Genomic DNA, 19,740 nt, shown 5'->3' with positions numbered 1-19,740 from the left:
TCAGCCGCCGCTGTGCATTACGTCGGCGGCGCACGGGACGGTGGGATCCTCGGGATCGTCGAGCCAGCCGTGCGGCAGCGACACCTTGCCCGGCGAGCCCTGCCGACCGCGCGGGCCCTCGGCATCCTTGGGGAAGGGTGCGGTGGGGTCGAGTTTGCCGATCAGCTCCTGCAATTGGGCCAGGCTGCCCACGGTCGCGAAGGAGCGGCGCAGATCGCCGCCGACCGGGAACCCCATGAGGTACCAGGCCATATGCTTGCGCAGATCCCGCATGCCCTTCTCCTCGCCGTCGTGGGCGACGAGCAAACTGGCGTGCCGGTACAGGATTTCGCCGACCTTGCCCAGATTCGGCGGGGCCGGAAGGGGTTCGCCGCGCAGCGCGGCCTCGAGTTCGGCGAACAGCCACGGGCGGCCCAGGCAGCCGCGCCCGACCACGACACCGTCGCAGCCGGTTTCGGCCATCATGCGCACGGCGTCGGCGGCGCTGAAGATATCGCCGTTGCCGAGCACCGGGATATCGGTGACGGCCTCCTTGAGCCGCGCGATGGCGCTCCAGTCGGCCTCGCCGGAGTAGCGCTGCGCCGCCGTACGGGTGTGCAGGGCAACCGCTTTGGCGCCCTCCGCGGCGGCGATGCGGCCGGTGTCGAGATAGGTGAGGTGCTCGTCGTCGATGCCGATGCGGAACTTCACGGTCACCGGCACGCCCGCCGGTTCGGCGGCCGACACCATCGCCTTCATGATGTCGCGGAACAGCTGCCGCTTGTACGGCAGCGCCGCGCCGCCGCCCAGCCGGGTCACCTTGGGCACGGGACAGCCCAGATTGAGGTCGATGTGGTCGGCCCAGCCCTCGCCGACGACGATGCGCACGGCCTCGCCGAGGGTCTTCGGGTCGACGCCGTAGAGCTGCATGGACCGCGGGCTCTCGTCGGGCCCGAACGCCATCATGTGCAGCGTCTTCTCATTGCGCTCGACGATCGCCCGCGCGGTGATCATCTCGCACACGTAGATCGAGGTCGCGCTGCCGAACTCCCGGCACAGCGTGCGGAAGGCGACATTGGTGATGCCCGCCATCGGAGCCAGCACGACCGGCGGATCGACCGGGTAGGGGCCGATTCGCAAAGCGGTCCGGGGGGCTTCGATCGAGGTTGTCATGCCGACCAGTGTCTCATCACGGCGACTGTGCCCGGGGACACATACCTCTGCGCTGCGCATGAAAGGGGGCAAAGAGGGGGGTCCGGGGGCTCAGGCCCACGGACCCCCCTCTTTTTCAGCTGGGGGTGTGGGGGCGAAGCCCCCCCCACCGGCGCCTACGCGTCCTGGAGCTCGCGCTCGCGTTTGGCCGCCTCGCGGGCGAGCATGCGGTCGCGCTGTTCCTCGAACTTCACGACGTCCTTGGACAGCTTCTCCAGGAACTCGCCGAGGCGGTTGCGGACCGCGTCACCGCGGGCGGTGAAGTCGTCGCGCTCGAAGATCTTCCACTTCTTGAGCACCGGATTGACCACCTCTTCGAGGTGCTGGCGCAGGTCGTAGATGCCGTGCTTGGCCATGAGCACGCCATTGCGGCGGAAGTTGGGCATGCCCGCGCCCGGCATCTGGAAGTTCTCCAGAATCAGGGTGATGGCCTTGAGCGCCTGATCGGGCGAGAGGTCCAGGGCGGCGCCGCACATGTTCCGGTAGAAGATCATGTGCAGGTTCTCGTCGGCCGCGATGCGCTGGAGCATGCGGTCGGCAATGGGGTCGTCGCACACCTTGCCGGTATTGCGGTGCGAGACGCGGGTGGCCAGCTCCTGGAAGGTCACGTACGCGACCGAGTGCAGGAAGCCGGCGTCTTCCACTGTGGGAGAGGCGAATCCGTTGGTCATGTGGATCATGCGCGCCTGTTCCAGGGCGACCGGATCCACGCCGCGGGTGACGACCAGATAGTCGCGCATGACGATGCCGTGCCGGTTCTCCTCGGCGGTCCAGCGACCGACCCAGGTGCCCCAGGCGCCGTCCTGGGAGAAGTTCTCGGCGATCTCACGGTGGTAGGAGGGGAGGTTGTCCTCGGTGAGCAGGTTGGTGATCATGGCCGCCTTGGCCAGTTCGCTCAGCTTCGACTGTTCCGGATCCCAGTCGATGCCGCCCATGGCGGCGAAGTTGCGTCCCTCGTCCCACGGCACGTAGTCGTGCGGATGCCATTCCTTGGCCAGGGAGAGGTGGCGATCGACGTTCTCCGCGGCAACCGGCTCCAACTCCGTGAGCAGTTCGAGTTGAGTCAGATCCCTTGCCATGTATGTGCCCTTCGTTGTCGTGCGGTGTGCTGTCTTCCCTCGCCGGCCTGCCGCCGAGCCCATACCCTACGTGACCGTAGGGTGATGTGAAACTCACAAGTGCGTCATTGCGGCACCCGTGAGGGATGTCACATGAACGCGGCCCGCGGCGACTGTCTATCGCCGTGGGCCGCAGTTCGTTAGCCGCACACCGGAATTCGGTGTGATCTCACTTCTTGCCGCCGAGCAGTCCGCCCAGCACGTTGCCGAGCACGTTGCCGGCGTCCTTGCCGCCGAGCGCTGAGCCGAGAATGTCGCCCAGTCCGCCGCCGCCCTTGCCGCCGGTCGCTCCACCGAGCAGGCTACCCAGAATGTCACCGAGTCCGCCGCCGCCACCGGCGGCCTGCGTGCTCGCACCGCCGCCCATGGCCTTCTTGCCGATATAGGCGAGCACGATGGGGGCCAGCATGGGCAGCAGCTTGCCCATGAGGTCCTGGGTGATATTGCTGCCGCCGACATTGCCCAGGGCGCTCATCACGGTGTTCTTCTCCGCGCCGAAGGTCTGGTCGACGATCTTGTCGCCACCGGCGACATCGACCTGGTCGATATTGACGCCGCCGTCGAGCAGGTCGTCGGGCTGCTTGGCGATCTGGCCTTCTATCTCCGTCGCCGCGTCGGGGTTGCTGGCTTTTGCCTGTAGCCCGCCGAGGAGAACCGGAATCGCCGCGCTGATTGCCGTGGTCGCGGTGGCTTGGTCGACACCGAGCTTATCGGCGATCTGGGCGACGGGTACTTGGGAGAGCAGGTCATCGAAGGAAGTCATGAACTCCGCCTGAGTTGATGGGGTCCCGGAAAAGCCCTACTCAGGTCACGGTAGGCGAAAAACGGACAGATTGCCACAGATTCGCAGATGTGGCGAGGGGCCCGAACGCGGTGTTCGGGCCCCTCGGCGTATCGCCTGCCCATACGGGCAGATGTGTGCCCCCACCAGGGCTCGAACCTGGGACCTGCGGATTAAAAGTCCGTAGCTCTACCAACTGAGCTATAGGGGCGCGGGACGACAGTTTACGGTGCCGGTCGGCCAGTTGTTAAACGAGTATCCGATTGTGGTGTGACGCCGGATGTTTGCACAGGTCAATGACGTTGGCGCGGGTGGCGCGGCGGGGCGGTGTCGCCGGGGGTTGCGGGGTGGGCGGGCGATCGCGCTGGGGGCTCGAAGGGGGATGGGCGGGTCCGAATCGAGGGGAGCGCGCTGGGGAGGCGGTGGGCGGATCGGGGGAAGGTTGGGGATGCCGGGAGCGTGCGGACCGGTCGGTGGGGCACCCGGGGGCGGTGGCCCGGGTTCCGGTGGGCGGCCGGGTCTCGGGCGGGCGGGCCGGGCGCGGAGGTGAGCGCCCGCTGACCCGCCCCGCCCCGGCGTGTCCGGCAATCGCGTTGCCACTCAGTTTGTTTCGCTCAGGCCGGTTGGGAATATCATCCAATGGTAATGTGTGGCAATCAATTTGGGTTGGGGGGTGACAACCGGTCGGAGCCGGCGCCGGCGCCGTGGGGATGGCGTCGATCCGACGGTGATGCCGTGCCGATGGGGGTGGCTCGGGCGGGCATGACCGGTGGATCGAACATCCTTGGGATAGGGGCGAATTCGGCTATTTGGACCAATCGCCCAGCTGGTAGCTGCGAAATTGCGGTGTTCGATAGGGGGCGGGCTGGCTAACTGACTTTCCGGTACACCTCACGCAGGGTGCGCTTTCCGGATACGGTGACCGACTGGTGAATTCCCGAAGAACCGGGATTGCCCCGGCGGCACGGGATTCGGCTTATCGTTGAATGTGCCCGATACGTGTCGCGCGCGGTCTGGCCGAGCGCGGTGCAATGGATGTAGCTGCGGGAGGCGGACCAGACGACGAGAACGCCCGGGTGCGCACCCCCTGCGGCGCACCCGGGCGTGAAAAACTATACCAGTTGGTGTGTTTCAAGTTTTTCGCGCTTTTTCGTACCAAGAGTTTGGTAATTCGGGCGCAAGCCCGTTCTGAAGTATTTGAAAGACACGTAACTTTGCGTCGAGGCCCGGCAAGGGGTTCGCGACGGTAGCTAGCTTCGGAGGCGTTTCGAGCATGGCACGGCAGCAAGAGCGGGCCCGCCGGACACGCGCGGCGATCATCAGGTCCGCCGCCGTTGAGTTCGGGAAGAGCGGCTATGCCGCTGCATCGCTCAACCGTATATTGGAGGGGTCACGCGCTACCAAGGGCGCGATGTACTTCCACTTCGACTCCAAGGAGGATCTGGCGCGCACGGTCTTGGAAGCCGCCGTCGACCGATATCGAGCATCGACCGAAAGATGGCTCGCCCGAGGCGATCTGGGCCCACTCGACGTGCTACACGGCATGATCGACGAGGTCGCCCTGCGGCTGGAGAACGACATCATCATCCAGGCCGAGTTCCGGCTCATCATCGAGCCCGAGTTCTACCGCGACATCCAGGCGGGCGGTGGCCGCATCCTAGGGCGCGCCATCCGGCTGCTCGCGGTGCGCGCCGCCGAGCACAAACAGCTGCGCGACGACGCCGATCCGGACCGCTTCACCCGCACCCTGGCGGCGGCGCTGGCCGGTCAGCGCTATATCGCCGATGTGCTGGGCGGCCCGGTGGATCTGCGGTCCCGGTTCACCGAGGCGCTCGAAGTGATCGTGGAGGCCACCGCGACACCGGAGTGGACCGAGGAGTTCCGGCGCGTCGGCTGGCGCGTGACGGCCCGGCTGGAAGATCTCAATTTGGGAGGTTGACCAGCGGATTTGGGAATAACCCGGAGACTGTCATAAGCTATCTCCGCTCCCAACGGAAGCCGTTGAGCAAACGGTCCAGAGAAATCTGGCGGGCCCCCTTCGTCTAGCGGCCTAGGACGCCGCCCTTTCAAGGCGGTAGCGCGGGTTCGAATCCCGTAGGGGGTACCAGCAATGGTCACATTGCTGGAGGAGCAAGCAAGGCCCTGTGGCGCAGTTGGTTAGCGCGCCGCCCTGTCACGGCGGAGGTCGCGGGTTCGAGTCCCGTCAGGGTCGCAAGACACAGCTTGGCATTCGAGTCGGGTGCCTTTCGGCCAGGTAGCTCAGTTGGTACGAGCGTCCGCCTGAAAAGCGGAAGGTCGCCGGTTCGATCCCGGCTCTGGCCACAGTTCGAGAAGGCCGCACCTCCGGGTGTGGCCTTTTTCTCGTGTTGCGGCCAAGCCTTCCGATCTTGGTGTAATGCTGGAGTCATGGCTGATTCTGATGACCAGGCTTGGTACTACGACCTCTCGGAACACAAGGCCGTGCAGGGTAAGCAGGGCTGGGTCAACGATCGGATGGGTCCCTACCCCGACAAAGCCACTGCCGAACGGGCTTTGGAGATCGCCCGGGCCAGGAACAAGGCCGCGGACAATGAAGAGGACTGAATAACCGGGCGCGCCCATTGATGCGCTCATGTGTCATTCAGGTCCATCGACTAGGGTTTCGTGAGCGCAAATGACCTAAGTGGGAGGGTAAGGCTTTGAAGGTGACCGTGGTGGTGCCGACCTACAACGAGCGGGAGAACCTGCCGGTGGCGGTGGAGCGGCTGACTGCGCTACCGGTGGCCGACCTGCACGTGCTGGTCGTCGACGACAACTCGCCGGACGGTACCGGTGAGGTGGCCGACAAGCTGGCCGCGTACCTTCCCAGTGTGGTGAGCGTGCTGCACCGGACCGAGAAGGACGGGCTGGGGCGCGCCTACATCGCGGGCATCACCAAGGCGCTGGACGAGGGCGCGGATGTGGTGATCCAGATGGACGCCGATCTGTCGCATCCGGCCGAGGTCATTCCGGCCATGCTGGACAAGCTGGAGAACAGCGACGCCGGTGTGGTGCTCGGATCCCGTTACGTGCCCGGCGGTTCCACCGCCGAGGAGTGGAAGTGGTACCGCAAGGCCCTCTCGGCCTGGGCCAACTTCTACGTGAATCTGATTCTGCGCCTGGGTGTGAAGGACGCCACCGCGGGATTCAAGGCGTGGAAGGCGGATACGCTGCGCGCCATCGATGTGGCCTCGATCAAGTCCAATGGCTACTCCTTCCAGGTCGAGATGAACTACCGCACCGTGAAGAAGGGCATCGCCATCGCCGAGGTGCCGATCCGCTTCGAGGAGCGCACCCTGGGCGCGTCCAAGATGAGTCTGAAGGTGCAGCTGGAATCCGCGGCCATGCCGTGGAAGCTGCTGTTCGGCAAGCAGGTCTAGGTCTCGTCCTTGGGCCAGTGCAGCAGCGTGTCCACGAACAGCTGACGCACGCCCTCGACTTCGGCGTCCATATCGGCCGGATCCCAGCCGCTCACGTCGATGGGCGGTAGCACCGCCACGTCCACGACGCCTTTGCGCACGATTGCCGAATTGCGCCATGCGATTTCTCCGGCATTGCGGATGACGACGGGGATGATCGGCACGCCCGCCTGCATGGCGATGTGGAAGGCGCCCTTCTTGAACGGGCCTATGCGCGGGGTGAGGGAGCGGGTGCCCTCGGGCGCGATGACGACCGACAGTCCGCCGCGCAGGGTTTCGACCACGGGGGCGAGCGCGGCCTTGGCGGCCGCCTTGTCGGCGCGGTCGATGAAGGTGACCTCCACGAACCGCATGAGCGGGCCGAAGACCGGATTCTTGGTGATCTCCTTCTTGGCGATGCCGGTGAAGCCGGTGCCCAGCACCTCGGCCAGCACCACGATGTCGAACTGGCTCTGGTGATTGAAGACGAAGACCGCCGGTCGCGGCGCGCGCGTGTACTCGGCCCCGGTGACGCGGACCCGGACCCCGGAGCCGCGCAGGGTGGAGTCGGCGGCGTGCACCAGCATCGAATCCGCCATCTGCCGCCGCTGTTTGGTGTGCGCCTTGGCGGCGACCCCGAACAGCGCGCCGCCCAGCAGTCCGCCGAAACCGGCGAGGGTGCGGGCGTAGTCGAGCGGACCGGGCGCCTGGCGGGGTCGGAAATGCAGGACCGGCCAATCCTTTTCGGCGGCCTCGAGGACCACCCGGGGGTCGGGGTTGACGGCGACCGGATGCCCGGCGAGCTGGAGCAGCGGCAGATCGGCGGCGGCGTCGGCGTAGATCCAGCTGCGCGACAACTCGATTCCGTGCGCACCGGCGAAGCGCCGGACGGCCTCGGCTTTGCCATTGCGCCACAGCGGCTTTCCATCCACGTGCCCGGTGAGCACGCCGTCCTGGACGCTCATGGCGGTGCACAGCACGTGCGTGATGCCGAGCTCCTCGGCCACCGGCCGCACCTGGTACCGGGTGAGCGCGCTCACCAGCACGACGGTGTGCCCGGCGGCCTCGTGCTCGCGAATCAGCCGCCAGGCCTCGGGATAGAGGTGCCCGTGCACCGTGCGCGCGAACAACTGCGCGCCGATCTCCGCCAGCTCGGCCTCGGGCACGCCCGCCCAGGTGTACATGGCGTGCTGGAGGAATCGCTCGTATTCCCCCTCGCTGCGGGCGCCGCGAATACTGCCGAGCAGGGTCGCGGCCAGGGTGCGCCGCCCGGCGCGGCCGCGCACGATGCGGCGCATGAGCGGCGGCGGATCGAATCCGGCCACCACGGTGCCGCCGAAGTCGAAGACGGCGGCACTGTGCGGACCCTGCGGGCCGGTGCGGATGGCCGCGACCGCCTCGTCGAGATCCATTGCGCCGATGGGTTGTTGGGTGATGCCGACGCCGAGCAGGGGCGGATGCGGGCGGGCCGCGGTGTCCGCGCCGGGAGCCCGGTGCGTCATAGCGCGTCCATCCGGTTGGACGGATCGAGCGTGGCGGCGCGGGAGATGCGGCCCCCGATGGCGCGCAGTTCGGCGGCGAAACGCATGCGCCGGGCCGCCAGGTCGGCGGCATCCTCGCCGAGCGTGAGCAGCCCGTGGTTGTCCGCGAGTCGCAGTGCGCTGCCGAACAATTCGGAGGACACCGACTCCGGGCTGTGCAGCCGCTGCTGCAACAGCATCTGCTTGCCGACCTGGAGGCATTCGTCGATGAACGCCTTCTTGTCGATGGGCGCGGCCGGATCGCGGGCGGCCAGCCGTTCGGCCACCACCAATTGCGCGTCGAAGAAGGACCGCAGCACGCGGTGCGCCATCATGAAGCCGGATTCCGCCAGCCGCGCCAGGATTTCGGATCCGACGGTGCCCGCGGCGGTGCGGCGATGCCATTCCGGATCCACGCGCAGCATCTCCGCGGTCAGCTGACTGGTGAATTCGGTGCGCTCCGGAAAGAAGAATTCGAATTTGAGCAGATCGCGCAGCCGATAGGCGGCCTCCCAGCCCACCCGCAGCTGATCGCCCTCGGTGGCCTCGACCGCGGTGAGAATGGCCAGTTCGAGAATGGCGCGATTGACGAACCAGTGCACCGCGCTGTTGCGATAGAAGGCCGCCTCCAGATGCGCGCCCGCGCCGATGGAGTACACCGGCTCCAGGCCGCCGCGATAGATGGTGACCACCTTGGCGATGGCGAGCTGTTCGAGCACCACCGCCAGGCCGTGATCGTCACGCAGCGTGTCGAGTTCACCGCGCGGCAGTTCCCGGCCCTCGATATAGCCGAGCACCGGGGCGATGGCCGCGCGCAGTTCGTCTCGCGTCAAGGCGCGTTCGTGCACGCCGAGCAGTACCAGGGTGGTGAGGGCATTGACGGTGATGGGCGTGACGGCATTGATGCCGACCGCGACCTCGAAGGCGAGCTGCTGCACGGCGCGGTGCTCGAGATCGTGTTTGTCCTCCGGATCGGCGGTGTCCGGAATCGTCGGAACGGGTTGCGGGCTGAGCGGATCACCGTGCGCGGCAAGCCGATCGCGCGCCGAGAGCGGATTGCCGAAGCGCACGTACACATGTCCGGCCGAATGCTGCTGGCTGCGAATGTAGCGCGCCATCCAGGCCAGCCCCTCGGCCTGTTTGCTGCCGCCGGTCTGCTCGTCGGCGATGGCGCCGATCTCGTTGAGCCGCTCGTAGGTGATGGAGACCGGCACCAGCATCACATCGTCGATGCGCGCCGAACGCAGCGCCGCCGCAAGGTAGTTCAGCAACCCGTAGCGCGGGGGCCGCAGCTTCCCGGTGGGGGTGCGCCCGCCCTCGAAATACCACTCCAGATTGAAGCGTTTGGCCAGCAGATACGCGAAGTACTCCTCGACGACGGCCTTGTACACCTCGTCGTCGCCGAAACTGCGCCGGATGAACACGGTTCCGGTGCGCCGCGCGATGGGCCCGATCGGCCAGAACTTCAGATTCGCGCCGCCCACCACGTGATTGGGCGGGAAGTCGTTGCGCGCCAGAATGTCTCCGAGCACGAACGCGTCCACATAGGACAGGTGCGAGGGCAGGAAGACCAGGGGATAGCGCCGGTTCAGGTGGCGCAGCCGGTCCAGTCCGGTCTCGTCGCTGTCGACCTTCCAGGTGGAGGCGTGCACCGGCCGCATCGCCTGGGTGAACAGGTCCGACACCAGTCGGCTCTGCGCGGCCACCAGTTCGCGCAGGCCCTTCTCCGCGCGGCGGTAGATCTCGCGCGGCTGGGTCCCGGTGTCCTCGGCGATGGCGTCCAGACGCCGCAGGAACTCCGGCGAGTCCAGGATCTCCTCGACCACCAGGCGCGGCACCTTGTACCGGTCGCCGATGACGGCCCGCTCGGCGCGTTCCAGGGCCACGATGCCCGCGCGCACGATGGCCCGGGCGAAGGCCTCCGGCGCACCGGCCGCACCGGGATTGTTGGCGCGCAGCTCGCTCAGCCGCGCGGGCTGGCCGGTGAGCACCAGGTGCCGGTCCGGCGCCTTGTTGATCAGCCGCCGCTGCATGAGCCGGTTGGGCTTGCGCGGATTGGACAGGGTGAGCAGATCGGTGAAGGTGGTGCGCCGCACGCCATCCCGCTCCGGCGGCAGCCACAGCACCCGCACCGGCACCACCAGGGGGTCGTCGCTGCGCCCGACCAGGCGGGAGGTGACGGCGTCGGCGTCGAGGTCGAGCTGGGTCACCGGCGCGGCGGTGCCGAATTCCTGTGCGATGCCGCCCTCGGCCAGCCAGTTGCCTACCAGCTCACGCTCCACGCGGCCGGTGGCGTCGATTAGCGCGACGACCGAGCCCGGGGTGGTGGTGGCCTCCGGGAGCCGGCTGTCATGATCGAGCATCTTCGTTCCCTCCGCGCGTGAGCCGCCGCAATCCATTCAAGCGGAAACTCCGCCGCGGAGTTGCCTAGTAGGTCAATTCCTGCTTCGGAACGTCGTATTCGAGGGGTAGCCGGGGACGTGATCAAGGTCCCTCCGCGGGTATCGTAATTTGAAAAGAGGTAATGCTAACCTCACTGCACTGAGTAAGGTAAGCATAACCTTGGAGGACTGGTGTCGGCCACGGACGAACGGGTACGGCTCGACGGCGAGCAACAGGCTGACGAGCGCGTCACCGATCCGGTCGCGGCCATGGCCGCCCTGGCGGCCGCGGATCGCTTCGGCGAGTACGTGGTCTACGAACGGCCGGGCTCCTGGGTTTTCGCCGCCGCACCGATCGGCGGCGTCGAACTCGACGCCGACGAACTGCGGATCACCTGGGACGGCGAGACCACGGCGGGACCCTGGGCGGGCAGCCCGGCGCAGGCCGTGGATCGCGCCCTGGCCGGACTGCCGCTGGGCGCACATCGGGTCTTCGGGTGGGTCGGTTTCGAATTCTGCGCCTGGTCGCTGGGCGCGACGGCGCACGTGCATCCGCGGGCCACGCTGGCGCACTTGATGATTCCGCGCATCGAGGTCCATATCGACGAGACCGGGGTGCGCATCCGCGGTGCGACGCCCGCCGAGGCGGCCGATATCCACGAGCTCATCGCCGGGGCGCGGCACAGCGCCGCGCCGGTCGCGCATCCGGTGGACATCACCCTTGATCCGACCGGGTACCGGGATCGCGTGGCGGCCGGTGTCGCCGAGATCAACGACGGCAAGTATCAGAAGGTCATTCTGTCGCGGAAGGTGGATCTGCCCTTCGCCGTGAATATTCCGGACACCTACCGGCTGGGGCGCATGCACAACACCCCGGCGCGGTCGTTCCTGCTGCGGCTGGGCGGCCTGGAGGCGGCCGGATTCAGCCCGGAACTGGTGGCCGCGGTGGCCGCCGATCGCACCGTCACCACCGAACCGCTGGCCGGGACCCGGGCCTTCGGGCGCGGGCACGCCGTGGACATGGCGGCGCGCGCCGAGCTGATCAGCGATCCCAAGGAGATTGTCGAGCACGCCATTTCGGTGCAGACCTCGTTCGCGGAGATCGCGGCCGTGGCCGAGCCCGACACCACGGCGGTCTCGGATTTCATGGCGGTGCGCGAGCGCGGCAGCGTGCAGCATCTGGCCTCCACGGTGAAGGGGCGGCTGGCGGCCGACCGCAGCCCGTGGGACGCCCTGGAAACGCTCTTCCCGTCGGTGACCGCCTCCGGGATTCCGAAGGCGGCCGGTGTGGACGCGGTGTTCCGGCTCGATCACGATCCGCGCGGGCTGTATTCCGGTGCGGTGGTCACGGTGTCGCCGGACGGGGCGCTGGAGGCGACCCTGGTGCTGCGCGCGGTCTATCAGACCGGTGCGGGAGCGTGGCTGCGCGCCGGTGCGGGCGTGGTCGGGCAGTCGCGGCCGGAGCGGGAGTTCGAGGAGACCTGCGAGAAGCTGGGCAGCGTCGCGCCCTACATCGTGCGGGCCTGAGCGACCGCGGCGCGGGCGTAATCAGGCGGCCGGGAAACGGAATTCGACGCCGGTCAGTTCCTCGGCGCGCTCCCACAACAGTTGCGCGGTCTTCTCCTCGCGGGAGGCCGCGCTGGAATCGATGCGCACCGGATGCCCGCGGAAGCCGAACCACTCGTCCGGGCCGTAGTAGCCGCCCGGCTCGACCTCGGCTGTCGCCGCGTAGAGCGTCGGCAGCGCGCCCATGTCGGCGTCCTGGGCGACCAGGCGGTTGCCGAGGGCGATGAACTGCTCGAACAGATTCTGGGTCTTGGAATTGATCTCGGTGGCCGCGTATCCCGGATGCCCGGCCAGCGCCAGCTTGGCGGAACCGGCGGTGGGCAGCCGCCGCTGTAGTTCGTAGGTGAACAGCAGCAGCGCCAGTTTGGTCTGCGCGTAGGCGCCGATTCCGGTGTAGGCGCGGCGTTCCCAGTGCAGATCGTCCAGATCGATGCGGCCGATGTAGTGCGTATGGTTGGAGACGTTCACCACCCGCCCCGAAATACGTTCCAGCAGTAGGCCGGTCAGGGCGAAGTGGCCGAGATAGTTGGTGCCGATATGCGTTTCGAAGCCGTCGGCGGTGGCGCCCTTGGGCACCGCCATCACACCGGCATTGTTGATCAGCCCGTCGGCGTGGTCCACGGTCGCGGCGAAGGCGCGCACCGAGGACAGATCCGCCAGGTCGAGCGGGCGCACGTGCACGCGGCCGTCGATGCTCTTGGCGACGGCCTGCGCCTTGATCTCGTTGCGGCAGGCCATGATCACGTGTGCGCCCGCCTCGGCCAGCCCGCGCGCGGTGGCCGCGCCCAGGCCGCTGGTCGCGCCGGTGACGATGAAGGTCTTGCCCGTCTGGTCCGGAATATTCGATGTGTTCCACCCACCCATGGACGAACTCTATGATGTGTCCTGCGTGTCGTCGCGCGGGAGAGCCGTGAGTAAATCCACACCCGCGCAAGGGGGCTGAACACGCTGTTCAGTGTGCGCCCCGGCCGGATTCGTGCTGGGCGGTCAGGAGGCCTGCAGCGCCTTCTTGTCGATCTTGCCGACGGCGGTGATGGGCAGGGCGTCGGCCTGGCGCAGCACATCGGGCAGCTTGTAGGTGGCCAGCCCGCGCTTGGTGAGGAAGGTCTTGATCTCCGCCAGCGTCGGCATGGCGCCGTCCACGACCAGGACGGCGCACACCTTCTCGCCGAGCACGGCGTCCGGCAGGCCCACGGCGGCCGCGTGCCGGACCGCGGGGTGGGCGGGCAGATGCTCCTCGAGCTCGTCGCAGGAGATGTTCTCGCCGCCGCGGTTGATCACATCCTTGATCCGGCCGGAGACCACGAGGTGGCCGCTGGGCAGGCGGCGCACCAGATCGCCGCTGCGGTAGAAGCCGTCCGGGGTGAAGGCGCGCGCATTGTGTTCGGGCGCACGGTAATACCCGCGAATGGTGTAGGGGCCGCGGGTGAGCAGTTCGCCCTCCTCGCCGTCCGCGACGTCCTTGCCGTCGGCGTCGACCACCCGCACCTCGTCGGCGGGGGAGAGCGGGCGGCCCTGGGTGGTGCAGACGATATCGGCGGAGTCCTCGGCACGGGTGTAGTTGAGCAGGCCCTCGGCCATGCCGAACACCTGCTGCAGGCGCACGTTCAGAGCGGGAACGACCTCGCGGGCATTGACTTCCGCCAGGCGCGCGCCGCCCACCTGGAGCAAGCGCAGCGTGGACAGATCGGCCTCCTCCCATTCGACCGCGGCGGACCAGAGCTGGGCCAGCGGCGGAACGACGGCGGTGACGGTCACGCCGTGCCGCTCGATGGCGGCGAAGGCGTTCTCCGGGCTGGGATCGGTGGTGAAGGCCATACCGCCGCCGGTGGCGATGGTGCCCAAGATGCCCGGGCAGGCCAGCGGGAAGTTGTGGGCGACAGGGAGTGCCGCGAGATAGACGTCGTCGGGGCCGAGTTCGCAGACCGCGGCGCTGGCCTTGGCGTTGTAGGTGTAGTCGTCGTGGGTGCGTGCGATCAGCTTGGGCAGACCGGTGGTGCCGCCCGAGACCAGCATGATGGCGATATCGGAGGCATCCGGCTCGGGCAGCGAATCACCGTCCGCGGGTACGGAATCCAGGCCGGTGTAGGCCCCGGGCTCGCCGAGCACCAGTACGTGCCGCAGCGCGGGCGCGGCGGCCGCGACCTCGGCGGCCAGGACGCGGTAGTCGTAATCGCAGAGCCGGTCGGCGATTACGTAGGCCACCGCGCCGGACAGCTTGGTGAGGTGCTCGATCTCGGCGCGGCGGTGCGCGGGCAGGGTCAGCACCGGAATGATTCCGGCGCGCAGCAGGCCGAACAGCACCGCCGGGAATTCGGGCACGTTGGGCAGTTGGACGACCACCCGGTCGCCGGGGGCGATGCCGAGCGCCAGGAAGCCGTGCGCCATCCGGTCGGCCGCGGCATCGAGGTCGGCGTAGCTCGTCTGCTCCCAGTCGGTCAGCACCGCCGGGCGATCCGGCCACCGCCGCGCCGCATCGCGCAGCAGTTCACCGAGCGGGCGGCCCGCCCAATACCCCGCCCGCCGGTAGCTCTCGGCGAGATCGGCGGGGAAGGGGACGAAGCCGTCACGGTGATCCTGGGCGGCGGTACGGGTGGAATTCACAGCTCTGGCCTCTGACGAGTAAGGATGCGGCTACATAGGTTAGGCAACCCTATCTCAATTGGGTACGCTGCTGCCAAAGACTTCCGGCAATCCGGAAAACCAACGGTGTGTCCCCCGCCCCGAACAAGGAGTACCAGCGGAAATGGAGTCAGCCGCCCCCGGATCGCGCATCACCCGAGACGAGATCCGCGCCGCCATCGCCGACCACCTCGCCCTCCCCACGGACGAGATCACCGATGACGCCGACCTGATCCAACTCGGCCTGGACTCCATCCGCGCCATGAAACTCGCGGGTTCCTGGCGCAAACGCGGCCTGTCCGTCAACTTCGCCCAACTCGCCGCCGAACCCACCCTCGCCGCCTGGCACCGCCTCCTCGGCGGCATCGACACCCCCGCGCCCGACACGACACCCAGCGGCGCGGCGTACGTGAACCCGGCGGCCACGCAGGTCGCGGGCACCGATACCGCGGGCACGGCGCGCGGCGCTGTGGCGCAGATTGGAGTGAACGGCACTGGGGCGGGTGCGGATCCGGCCGCCGACGAGGGTGTGGACGCGGAAGCTGGAGCGATTGGCGATCCCGCTGGGGTAGCGCGGGCGGAGGATTCGGCCATTGCCGCCGACGATGGCACGCCGTTCGCGCTCGCACCGATGCAGCACGCGTATTGGATCGGGCGGTCCGAGGGGCAGGAGCTCGGTGCGGTCGCGGCCCACTTGTATGTCGAATTCGATGGTGCGGGTGTGGATCCGGAGCGGTTGGGTGCGGCGGTCGAGGCGCTGGTGGCCCGGCATCCTATGTTGCGCACGCGCTTCCTGCCGGACGGGACCCAGCAGACCCTCGACCGGCCGGGGCGGCCGGTGTGGAGCGTCACCGATCTGCGCGCCGGCGACGCCGTCGAGGCCGAGCGGGTGCTGGAGGAGTTGCGGGACAAGCGGACTCACCAGCTGATGGCGGTGGAGGACGGCCAGGTCGTCGATATCGCCCTCACCCTGCTGCCGGACGGCCGCACCCGTCTGCACCTCGACGTCGACATGCTGGCCGCCGATGCCCAGAGCTACCGCATCCTGGTCGCCGATCTCGCCCGGCTGTACCACGGTGAGACGCTGCCGCCGCAGGACTACACGTTCCGCCAGTACCTCGCCGAGCACGCCGGGCCTGCTCCGGAGCGCGAAGCGGACCGGGAGTGGTGGCAGCAGCGCCTGCCGGAACTGCCTGGCGCACCTGAGCTTCCGCGTGCGAGTACCGCCACCGCTACCCGGCGCGAGATCGCATTCGACACGGCCGCTACCGCCTCGGCGCGCGGCGACATCGATGCGTGTTCCGAATCGATCGGCGCGGGAACGGCTGCGGCTGTGCTGGTTTCGGAAGCCGCCCACACGGAGGTTGCCTCGGGCCGCACCGGGCGGACTGTTCGTTTCCATCGGTGGCTGTCGCCGGAGGCGAAGGCGCGCATGTTCGCCGCCGCGCACTCGCGCGGGATAACTCCGGCCATGGCGCTGGCCTCGGTATTCGCCGAGACCATCGGCGGCTGGTCGGCGCAGCGGCGGTTCCTGCTGAATCTGCCGCTGTTCCATCGGGAACCGGTGCATTCGCAGGTTGACGGTGTGGTCGGTGACTTCACCTCCTCGGTGCTGCTGGAGGTCGATGTGACCGCGCCCGCCACCGTCACCGAGCGGGCGCAGGCATTGCAGCGCGAATTGCATGCCGCCGGAGCGCATTCCGGTTACGCGGGGCTCGAGGTACTGCGCGATCTGGGGCGTCTGCGCGGTGAGCCGGTGCTCGCGCCGATCGTCTACACCAGCGCGATCAACCTGGGCGAGCTTTTCGCCGACCAGGTCACCGCCACCTTCGGCGATCCCGTGTGGATCATCTCTCAGGGCCCGCAGGTCCTCCTCGATGCTCAGGTCACCGAGGTGCGCGGCGGGCTGCTGCTGAACTGGGACGTGCGCGGGGACGCCTTTCCGGTGGGCATGGTCGAGACCATGTTCGGCCGCTACATCGACGCCGTGCTGCGCCTGGGCGGAATCACCGCGGACGATCACGATCACGGCGGTGCGGCCGCCTCCGGCGACCACGGTCAGGCGGATCGGCGACGCGCGCAGGCCGTGTCCCCGGCGGGCTGGGACGCCGATGCCGCGGTGCGAATTCCGGTGGAACAGGCCGTGATCCGAGCCCGGGTGAATGCCACGGACGGCCCCGTCACCGGTCGCACATTGCACGCGGGGTTGTTCGCCCATGCGGCGACGAATCCGGCAGCTCCGGCGGTCATCTGGGAACGCGACGTTCGCACCGACCTCGCCGCGGGGGGGGGCATCGCGGCGTACGCGGGTGACGCTGCCAATGAGATATCCACTGTGGCAGGAGGAGTCGCACTGCGGCAGGGCGTCGGACTGCTCGACGGTCCGGAGGCTTCGGCGACCGTGCCGACTTCGGCGGTGCTGACCTACGGGGAATTGGCCGCGCGTGCGCTTGCGGTGGCGGGTGCGCTGCGGGCGGTAGGGGTGCGACCGGGCGATGCGGTCGCCGTGCAGTTGTCGAAGGGGCCGGAGCAGATTCTGGCTACCGTCGGCGTCCTGGCGGCGGGCGCGGTGTACGTGCCGATCGGTTTTGATCAGCCTGCCGCGCGCCGGGCGGAGATCCTGCGCACCGGTGGGGTGGTGGCGGCGCTGACCGCCGGGGCGGACGTGCCCGAGGTGCCGACCGTGTATCTGGAGCAGGCGCTGGCGCATCCGGAACCGTTGGCGGAGGCCGTGTTCCCGGATCCGGAGGCGATCGCCTATGTGCTGTTCACGTCCGGTTCGACGAGTAAGCCGAAGGGTGTGGAGGTGCCGCATCGGGCGGCCATGAACACCATCGACGATCTCAACGAGCGGTTCGGGATCGGGGTCGCGGATCGGGCGCTGGCGCTGTCGGCGCTGGAATTCGATCTGTCGGTGTACGACATCTTCGGGCTGTTCAGTGCGGGCGGAGCGGTCGTGGCCCTCGATGAGGCGCAGCGCGGCGAGCCGGGGCGGTGGCTGGAACTGATTCGGCGGCATCGGATTTCGGTGCTCAACTGCGTGCCGAGCTTGCTCGACATGCTGCTCACGGCCGCCGCCGAACAGTCCCTGGCGAGCCTGCGCATGGTGATCCTGGGCGGGGACTGGGTCGATGTGGCGCTGTCAGGCCGCTTGGCCGCGGTCGCTCCCGACTGCCGCTTCGCAGGCCTGGGCGGCGCGACCGAGACGGCCATTCACTCCACCATCTGTGAAGTGGTGAATGCCGAAGTGCCGCGGGAGTGGACGGCGGTTCCGTACGGCACCCCGCTGCGCAATGTGCGGTGCCGGGTGGTCGGGCCGTCGGGGCACGATTGCCCGGACTGGGTGTCCGGTGAGCTGTGGATCGGCGGCGACGGCGTGGCCGCCGGATATCGTGGTGACGCCGAGCGCACCGCGGACCGGTTCGTCACCTACGAGGGCGTGAACTGGTACCGCACCGGCGATCTGGCGCGCTACCTGCCCGATGGCGGCCTGGAGTTCCTGGGCCGCGCCGACCACCAGGTCAAGATTCGCGGCTACAGGGTGGAACTCGGCGAGGTGGAGAGCGCGCTGCGCGCCCTGCCGGGCGTGCGGCACGCCATTGCCGCGGTGATCGGTTCGGCCGCACCGAAACTCACCGCCGTGGTGGTGCCGGTGGACGGCGTCACCCTCGTGGTCGACGAACTGCTCGCCGCCGCCGCGGACCTGGTGCCCGCCTACATGATTCCCACTCGCGTCGAACTGCTGGCCGAACTGCCGTTCACCTCGAACGGCAAACCGGATCGCAAGGCCATCGCGGCATTGCTGTCGGCCGAGGACGAGGCCGGTGAATTCGTCGCTCCCCGAACCGATCCGGAGCGGGCCATCGCCGATATCGTGGCCCTCGTCCTGGAGCGGGACCGGGTCGGCGTGACCGACGACTTCTTCGCGCTCGGCGGCGATTCGGTGCTGGCCACCGCCGTCATCGCCCGCGTGCGGGATTGGCTGGATTCCCCCGATGCCGTGGTGTCGGACTTCTTCGCCGCCCGCACCGTGGCCGGTTTGGCGCAGCGACTGCTGGAGCGCGAGCAGCGCGCCGGTGCGCCCGGCCGCTTGGCCGCGGTCGCCGCGCTCTACCTGGAGGTGGCGGCCATGACCGACGACGAGGTGATCGCGCACTCCTGACCGGAAGAAGTGATCCCCGTGCACCTTTCGCGGGGCACGGGGATCGTGGGCGGTGCGGCGTGCCGACTCAGTGGTCCTTGGGCAGCACGCAGCCGCCGTCCAGAATGCCGAGATCGTGCAGCAGCCGGTAACAGGCCGGGTCGTCGGGCAGCACCCAGTGGAAGCCCTCCAGGAAGAACACCGCGACCAGGTTCACCACGATGATCAGCGCGCAGAACCCGATGGCCAGCTTGCCGATCAGGTGATGCGGGGTATCCGGGATCTTGGTGTGCGCAGTCGGATACGAGAACACAAGCACCACACCGATTGTCGTGATGGCCGCCACGAACAGGATCAGCGCCCACACGTACAGGTGCAGGCCGAGCACCGCCCCGCCGTAGCCTGGATCGCCGGGCAGAATGTGCAGCATGGTCTGCCGCCACGCCGCGAACCCGCCGCCGAAGCAGCCCACTATCGCCAGGCCCCAGCCGACCGCGTAATCGCGCGGCGCGATGGACCCGGTCATGCCCTTGCGCACGATGTACACGCCGCCGATCGCGGCCAGGAACATGAAGTAGCGCTGGATCATGCACAGCGGGCACGGATAGTCCCAGGTGATGAACTGCACGCCGAGACCGCCGCAGACCACGCCCGTCCAGCCGATGATGAATACGACGGCGAGCCAGTACTGCAACTGACCCAGAATGCCGCCGCCGTCGTCCGCTTCCGTGCCGGTGCTCTCGGCCGGGGTGGCGGTCACCATGTCAGCCCCAAACCGAGCCCGCTGGTGATGTGGTACTTCAGCAGCGCGCACACGGCGAAGAACGCGATCCACCAGCCCCACAGAATGGTCCGCCGGGGACTCGGCTTATAGATCAGATAAACGACGCACAGCAAACCCGCGAGAATGAGCGTGTCCATGGTGGCGGACGCTACAGCTTTGCCTGTTCAGCGATGGTCATAGCCAGCTTTGACACGCCGTCGAGCGTGCTGTTGCCATCACG

At 68.2% G+C, this 19,740-nt stretch carries 13 protein-coding genes, 4 tRNA genes and 3 pseudogenes; 10 read left to right on the top strand and 10 right to left on the bottom strand.

Annotated features, from left to right (window positions below):
* The 4 genes from dusB to NC4_RS00710 all read right to left on the bottom strand — a co-directional run bounded on the left by dusB (nucleotide 1) and on the right by NC4_RS00710 (nucleotide 3,301).
* Nucleotides 1–1,152, bottom strand: a complete 1,152-nt coding sequence (gene dusB, locus NC4_RS00725; protein ID WP_067531066.1) for a tRNA dihydrouridine synthase DusB — start codon at nucleotides 1,150–1,152, stop codon at nucleotides 1–3.
* Nucleotides 1,153–1,307: 155 nt separating this feature from the next.
* The gene (locus tag NC4_RS00720) at nucleotides 1,308–2,270 is read right to left on the bottom strand and encodes an acyl-ACP desaturase (protein ID WP_067531064.1); all 963 of its coding nucleotides are present in this window, start codon (nucleotides 2,268–2,270) and stop codon (nucleotides 1,308–1,310) included.
* A gap of 208 nt (nucleotides 2,271–2,478) precedes the next feature.
* Entirely contained in the window at nucleotides 2,479–3,072 is a 594-nt protein-coding gene (locus NC4_RS00715; protein WP_067531062.1) for a DUF937 domain-containing protein, read from the bottom strand.
* 156 nt (nucleotides 3,073–3,228) lie between these two features.
* Nucleotides 3,229–3,301, bottom strand: a tRNA-Lys gene (locus tag NC4_RS00710).
* Between the two features lie 1,062 nt (nucleotides 3,302–4,363).
* Here NC4_RS00710 and NC4_RS00705 point away from each other — a divergent pair.
* The 6 genes from NC4_RS00705 (at nucleotide 4,364) to NC4_RS00685 (ending at nucleotide 6,488) form a co-directional block, all read left to right on the top strand.
* Nucleotides 4,364–5,029: a TetR family transcriptional regulator gene (locus tag NC4_RS00705; RefSeq protein WP_067531061.1), complete on the top strand. Its 666-nt coding sequence runs from the start codon at nucleotides 4,364–4,366 to the stop codon at nucleotides 5,027–5,029.
* Between the two features lie 92 nt (nucleotides 5,030–5,121).
* Nucleotides 5,122–5,197: transfer RNA gene (locus tag NC4_RS00700), tRNA-Glu, on the top strand.
* A gap of 31 nt (nucleotides 5,198–5,228) precedes the next feature.
* A tRNA-Asp gene (locus tag NC4_RS00695) sits at nucleotides 5,229–5,302 on the top strand.
* Between the two features lie 36 nt (nucleotides 5,303–5,338).
* A tRNA-Phe gene (locus NC4_RS00690) sits at nucleotides 5,339–5,412 on the top strand.
* Between the two features lie 84 nt (nucleotides 5,413–5,496).
* The gene (locus tag NC4_RS39860; RefSeq protein ID WP_157554106.1) at nucleotides 5,497–5,673 is read left to right on the top strand and encodes a hypothetical protein; all 177 of its coding nucleotides are present in this window, start codon (nucleotides 5,497–5,499) and stop codon (nucleotides 5,671–5,673) included.
* A 113-nt stretch (nucleotides 5,674–5,786) separates the two neighbouring features.
* The gene (locus NC4_RS00685) at nucleotides 5,787–6,488 is read left to right on the top strand and encodes a polyprenol monophosphomannose synthase (protein WP_067531126.1); all 702 of its coding nucleotides are present in this window, start codon (nucleotides 5,787–5,789) and stop codon (nucleotides 6,486–6,488) included.
* Here NC4_RS00685 and NC4_RS00680 read toward each other — a convergent pair.
* Nucleotides 6,485–8,008: an HAD-IB family hydrolase gene (locus tag NC4_RS00680; RefSeq protein ID WP_369690654.1), complete on the bottom strand. Its 1,524-nt coding sequence runs from the start codon at nucleotides 8,006–8,008 to the stop codon at nucleotides 6,485–6,487. The two genes, NC4_RS00685 and NC4_RS00680, sit on opposite strands and share 4 nt — an antisense overlap.
* The gene (locus NC4_RS00675) at nucleotides 8,005–10,389 is read right to left on the bottom strand and encodes a glycerol-3-phosphate 1-O-acyltransferase (RefSeq protein ID WP_067531060.1); all 2,385 of its coding nucleotides are present in this window, start codon (nucleotides 10,387–10,389) and stop codon (nucleotides 8,005–8,007) included. The genes NC4_RS00680 and NC4_RS00675 overlap by 4 nt, the downstream gene beginning before the upstream one ends.
* A 210-nt stretch (nucleotides 10,390–10,599) precedes the next feature.
* Here NC4_RS00675 and NC4_RS00670 point away from each other — a divergent pair, with 210 nt between their 5' ends.
* Nucleotides 10,600–11,934 (top strand): salicylate synthase, encoded by a 1,335-nt coding sequence (locus tag NC4_RS00670; protein ID WP_067531059.1) that lies wholly within the window; start codon nucleotides 10,600–10,602, stop codon nucleotides 11,932–11,934.
* Nucleotides 11,935–11,955: 21 nt separating this feature from the next.
* Here NC4_RS00670 and NC4_RS00665 read toward each other — a convergent pair whose 3' ends face one another.
* Nucleotides 11,956–12,837: an oxidoreductase gene (locus tag NC4_RS00665; protein ID WP_067531058.1), complete on the bottom strand. Its 882-nt coding sequence runs from the start codon at nucleotides 12,835–12,837 to the stop codon at nucleotides 11,956–11,958.
* Between the two features lie 123 nt (nucleotides 12,838–12,960).
* Nucleotides 12,961–14,577 carry a (2,3-dihydroxybenzoyl)adenylate synthase gene (locus tag NC4_RS00660; protein WP_067531057.1) on the bottom strand — a complete coding sequence of 539 codons (1,617 nt, stop codon included), beginning with the start codon at nucleotides 14,575–14,577 and terminating at the stop codon, nucleotides 12,961–12,963.
* A 142-nt stretch (nucleotides 14,578–14,719) separates the two neighbouring features.
* Here NC4_RS00660 and NC4_RS44350 point away from each other — a divergent pair.
* The 3 pseudogenes from NC4_RS44350 to NC4_RS44340 all read left to right on the top strand — a co-directional run.
* A pseudogene (locus NC4_RS44350) lies at nucleotides 14,720–14,929 on the top strand (phosphopantetheine-binding protein); the annotation flags it as partial.
* A 135-nt stretch (nucleotides 14,930–15,064) separates the two neighbouring features.
* Nucleotides 15,065–16,849 (top strand): annotated as a pseudogene (locus tag NC4_RS44345) (condensation domain-containing protein); the annotation flags it as partial.
* Between the two features lie 108 nt (nucleotides 16,850–16,957).
* Nucleotides 16,958–18,757 (top strand): annotated as a pseudogene (locus NC4_RS44340) (non-ribosomal peptide synthetase); the annotation flags it as partial.
* 67 nt (nucleotides 18,758–18,824) lie between these two features.
* On the opposite strand, the gene NC4_RS00650 reads toward NC4_RS44340, so the two are convergent.
* Nucleotides 18,825–19,499: a disulfide bond formation protein B gene (locus NC4_RS00650; protein WP_067531056.1), complete on the bottom strand. Its 675-nt coding sequence runs from the start codon at nucleotides 19,497–19,499 to the stop codon at nucleotides 18,825–18,827.
* Nucleotides 19,493–19,657, bottom strand: a complete 165-nt coding sequence (locus tag NC4_RS40915) for a DUF5993 family protein (RefSeq protein WP_169814710.1) — start codon at nucleotides 19,655–19,657, stop codon at nucleotides 19,493–19,495. The genes NC4_RS00650 and NC4_RS40915 overlap by 7 nt, the downstream gene beginning before the upstream one ends.
* Nucleotides 19,658–19,740: the final 83 nt, after the last annotated feature.

It is taken from the genome of Nocardia crassostreae (genome assembly GCF_001613405.1).
GTDB lineage: Bacteria > Actinomycetota > Actinomycetes > Mycobacteriales > Mycobacteriaceae > Nocardia > Nocardia crassostreae.
The sequence above is the reverse complement of the archived record's forward strand: the minus strand, read 5'-3'. Positions and strand labels throughout refer to the sequence as shown.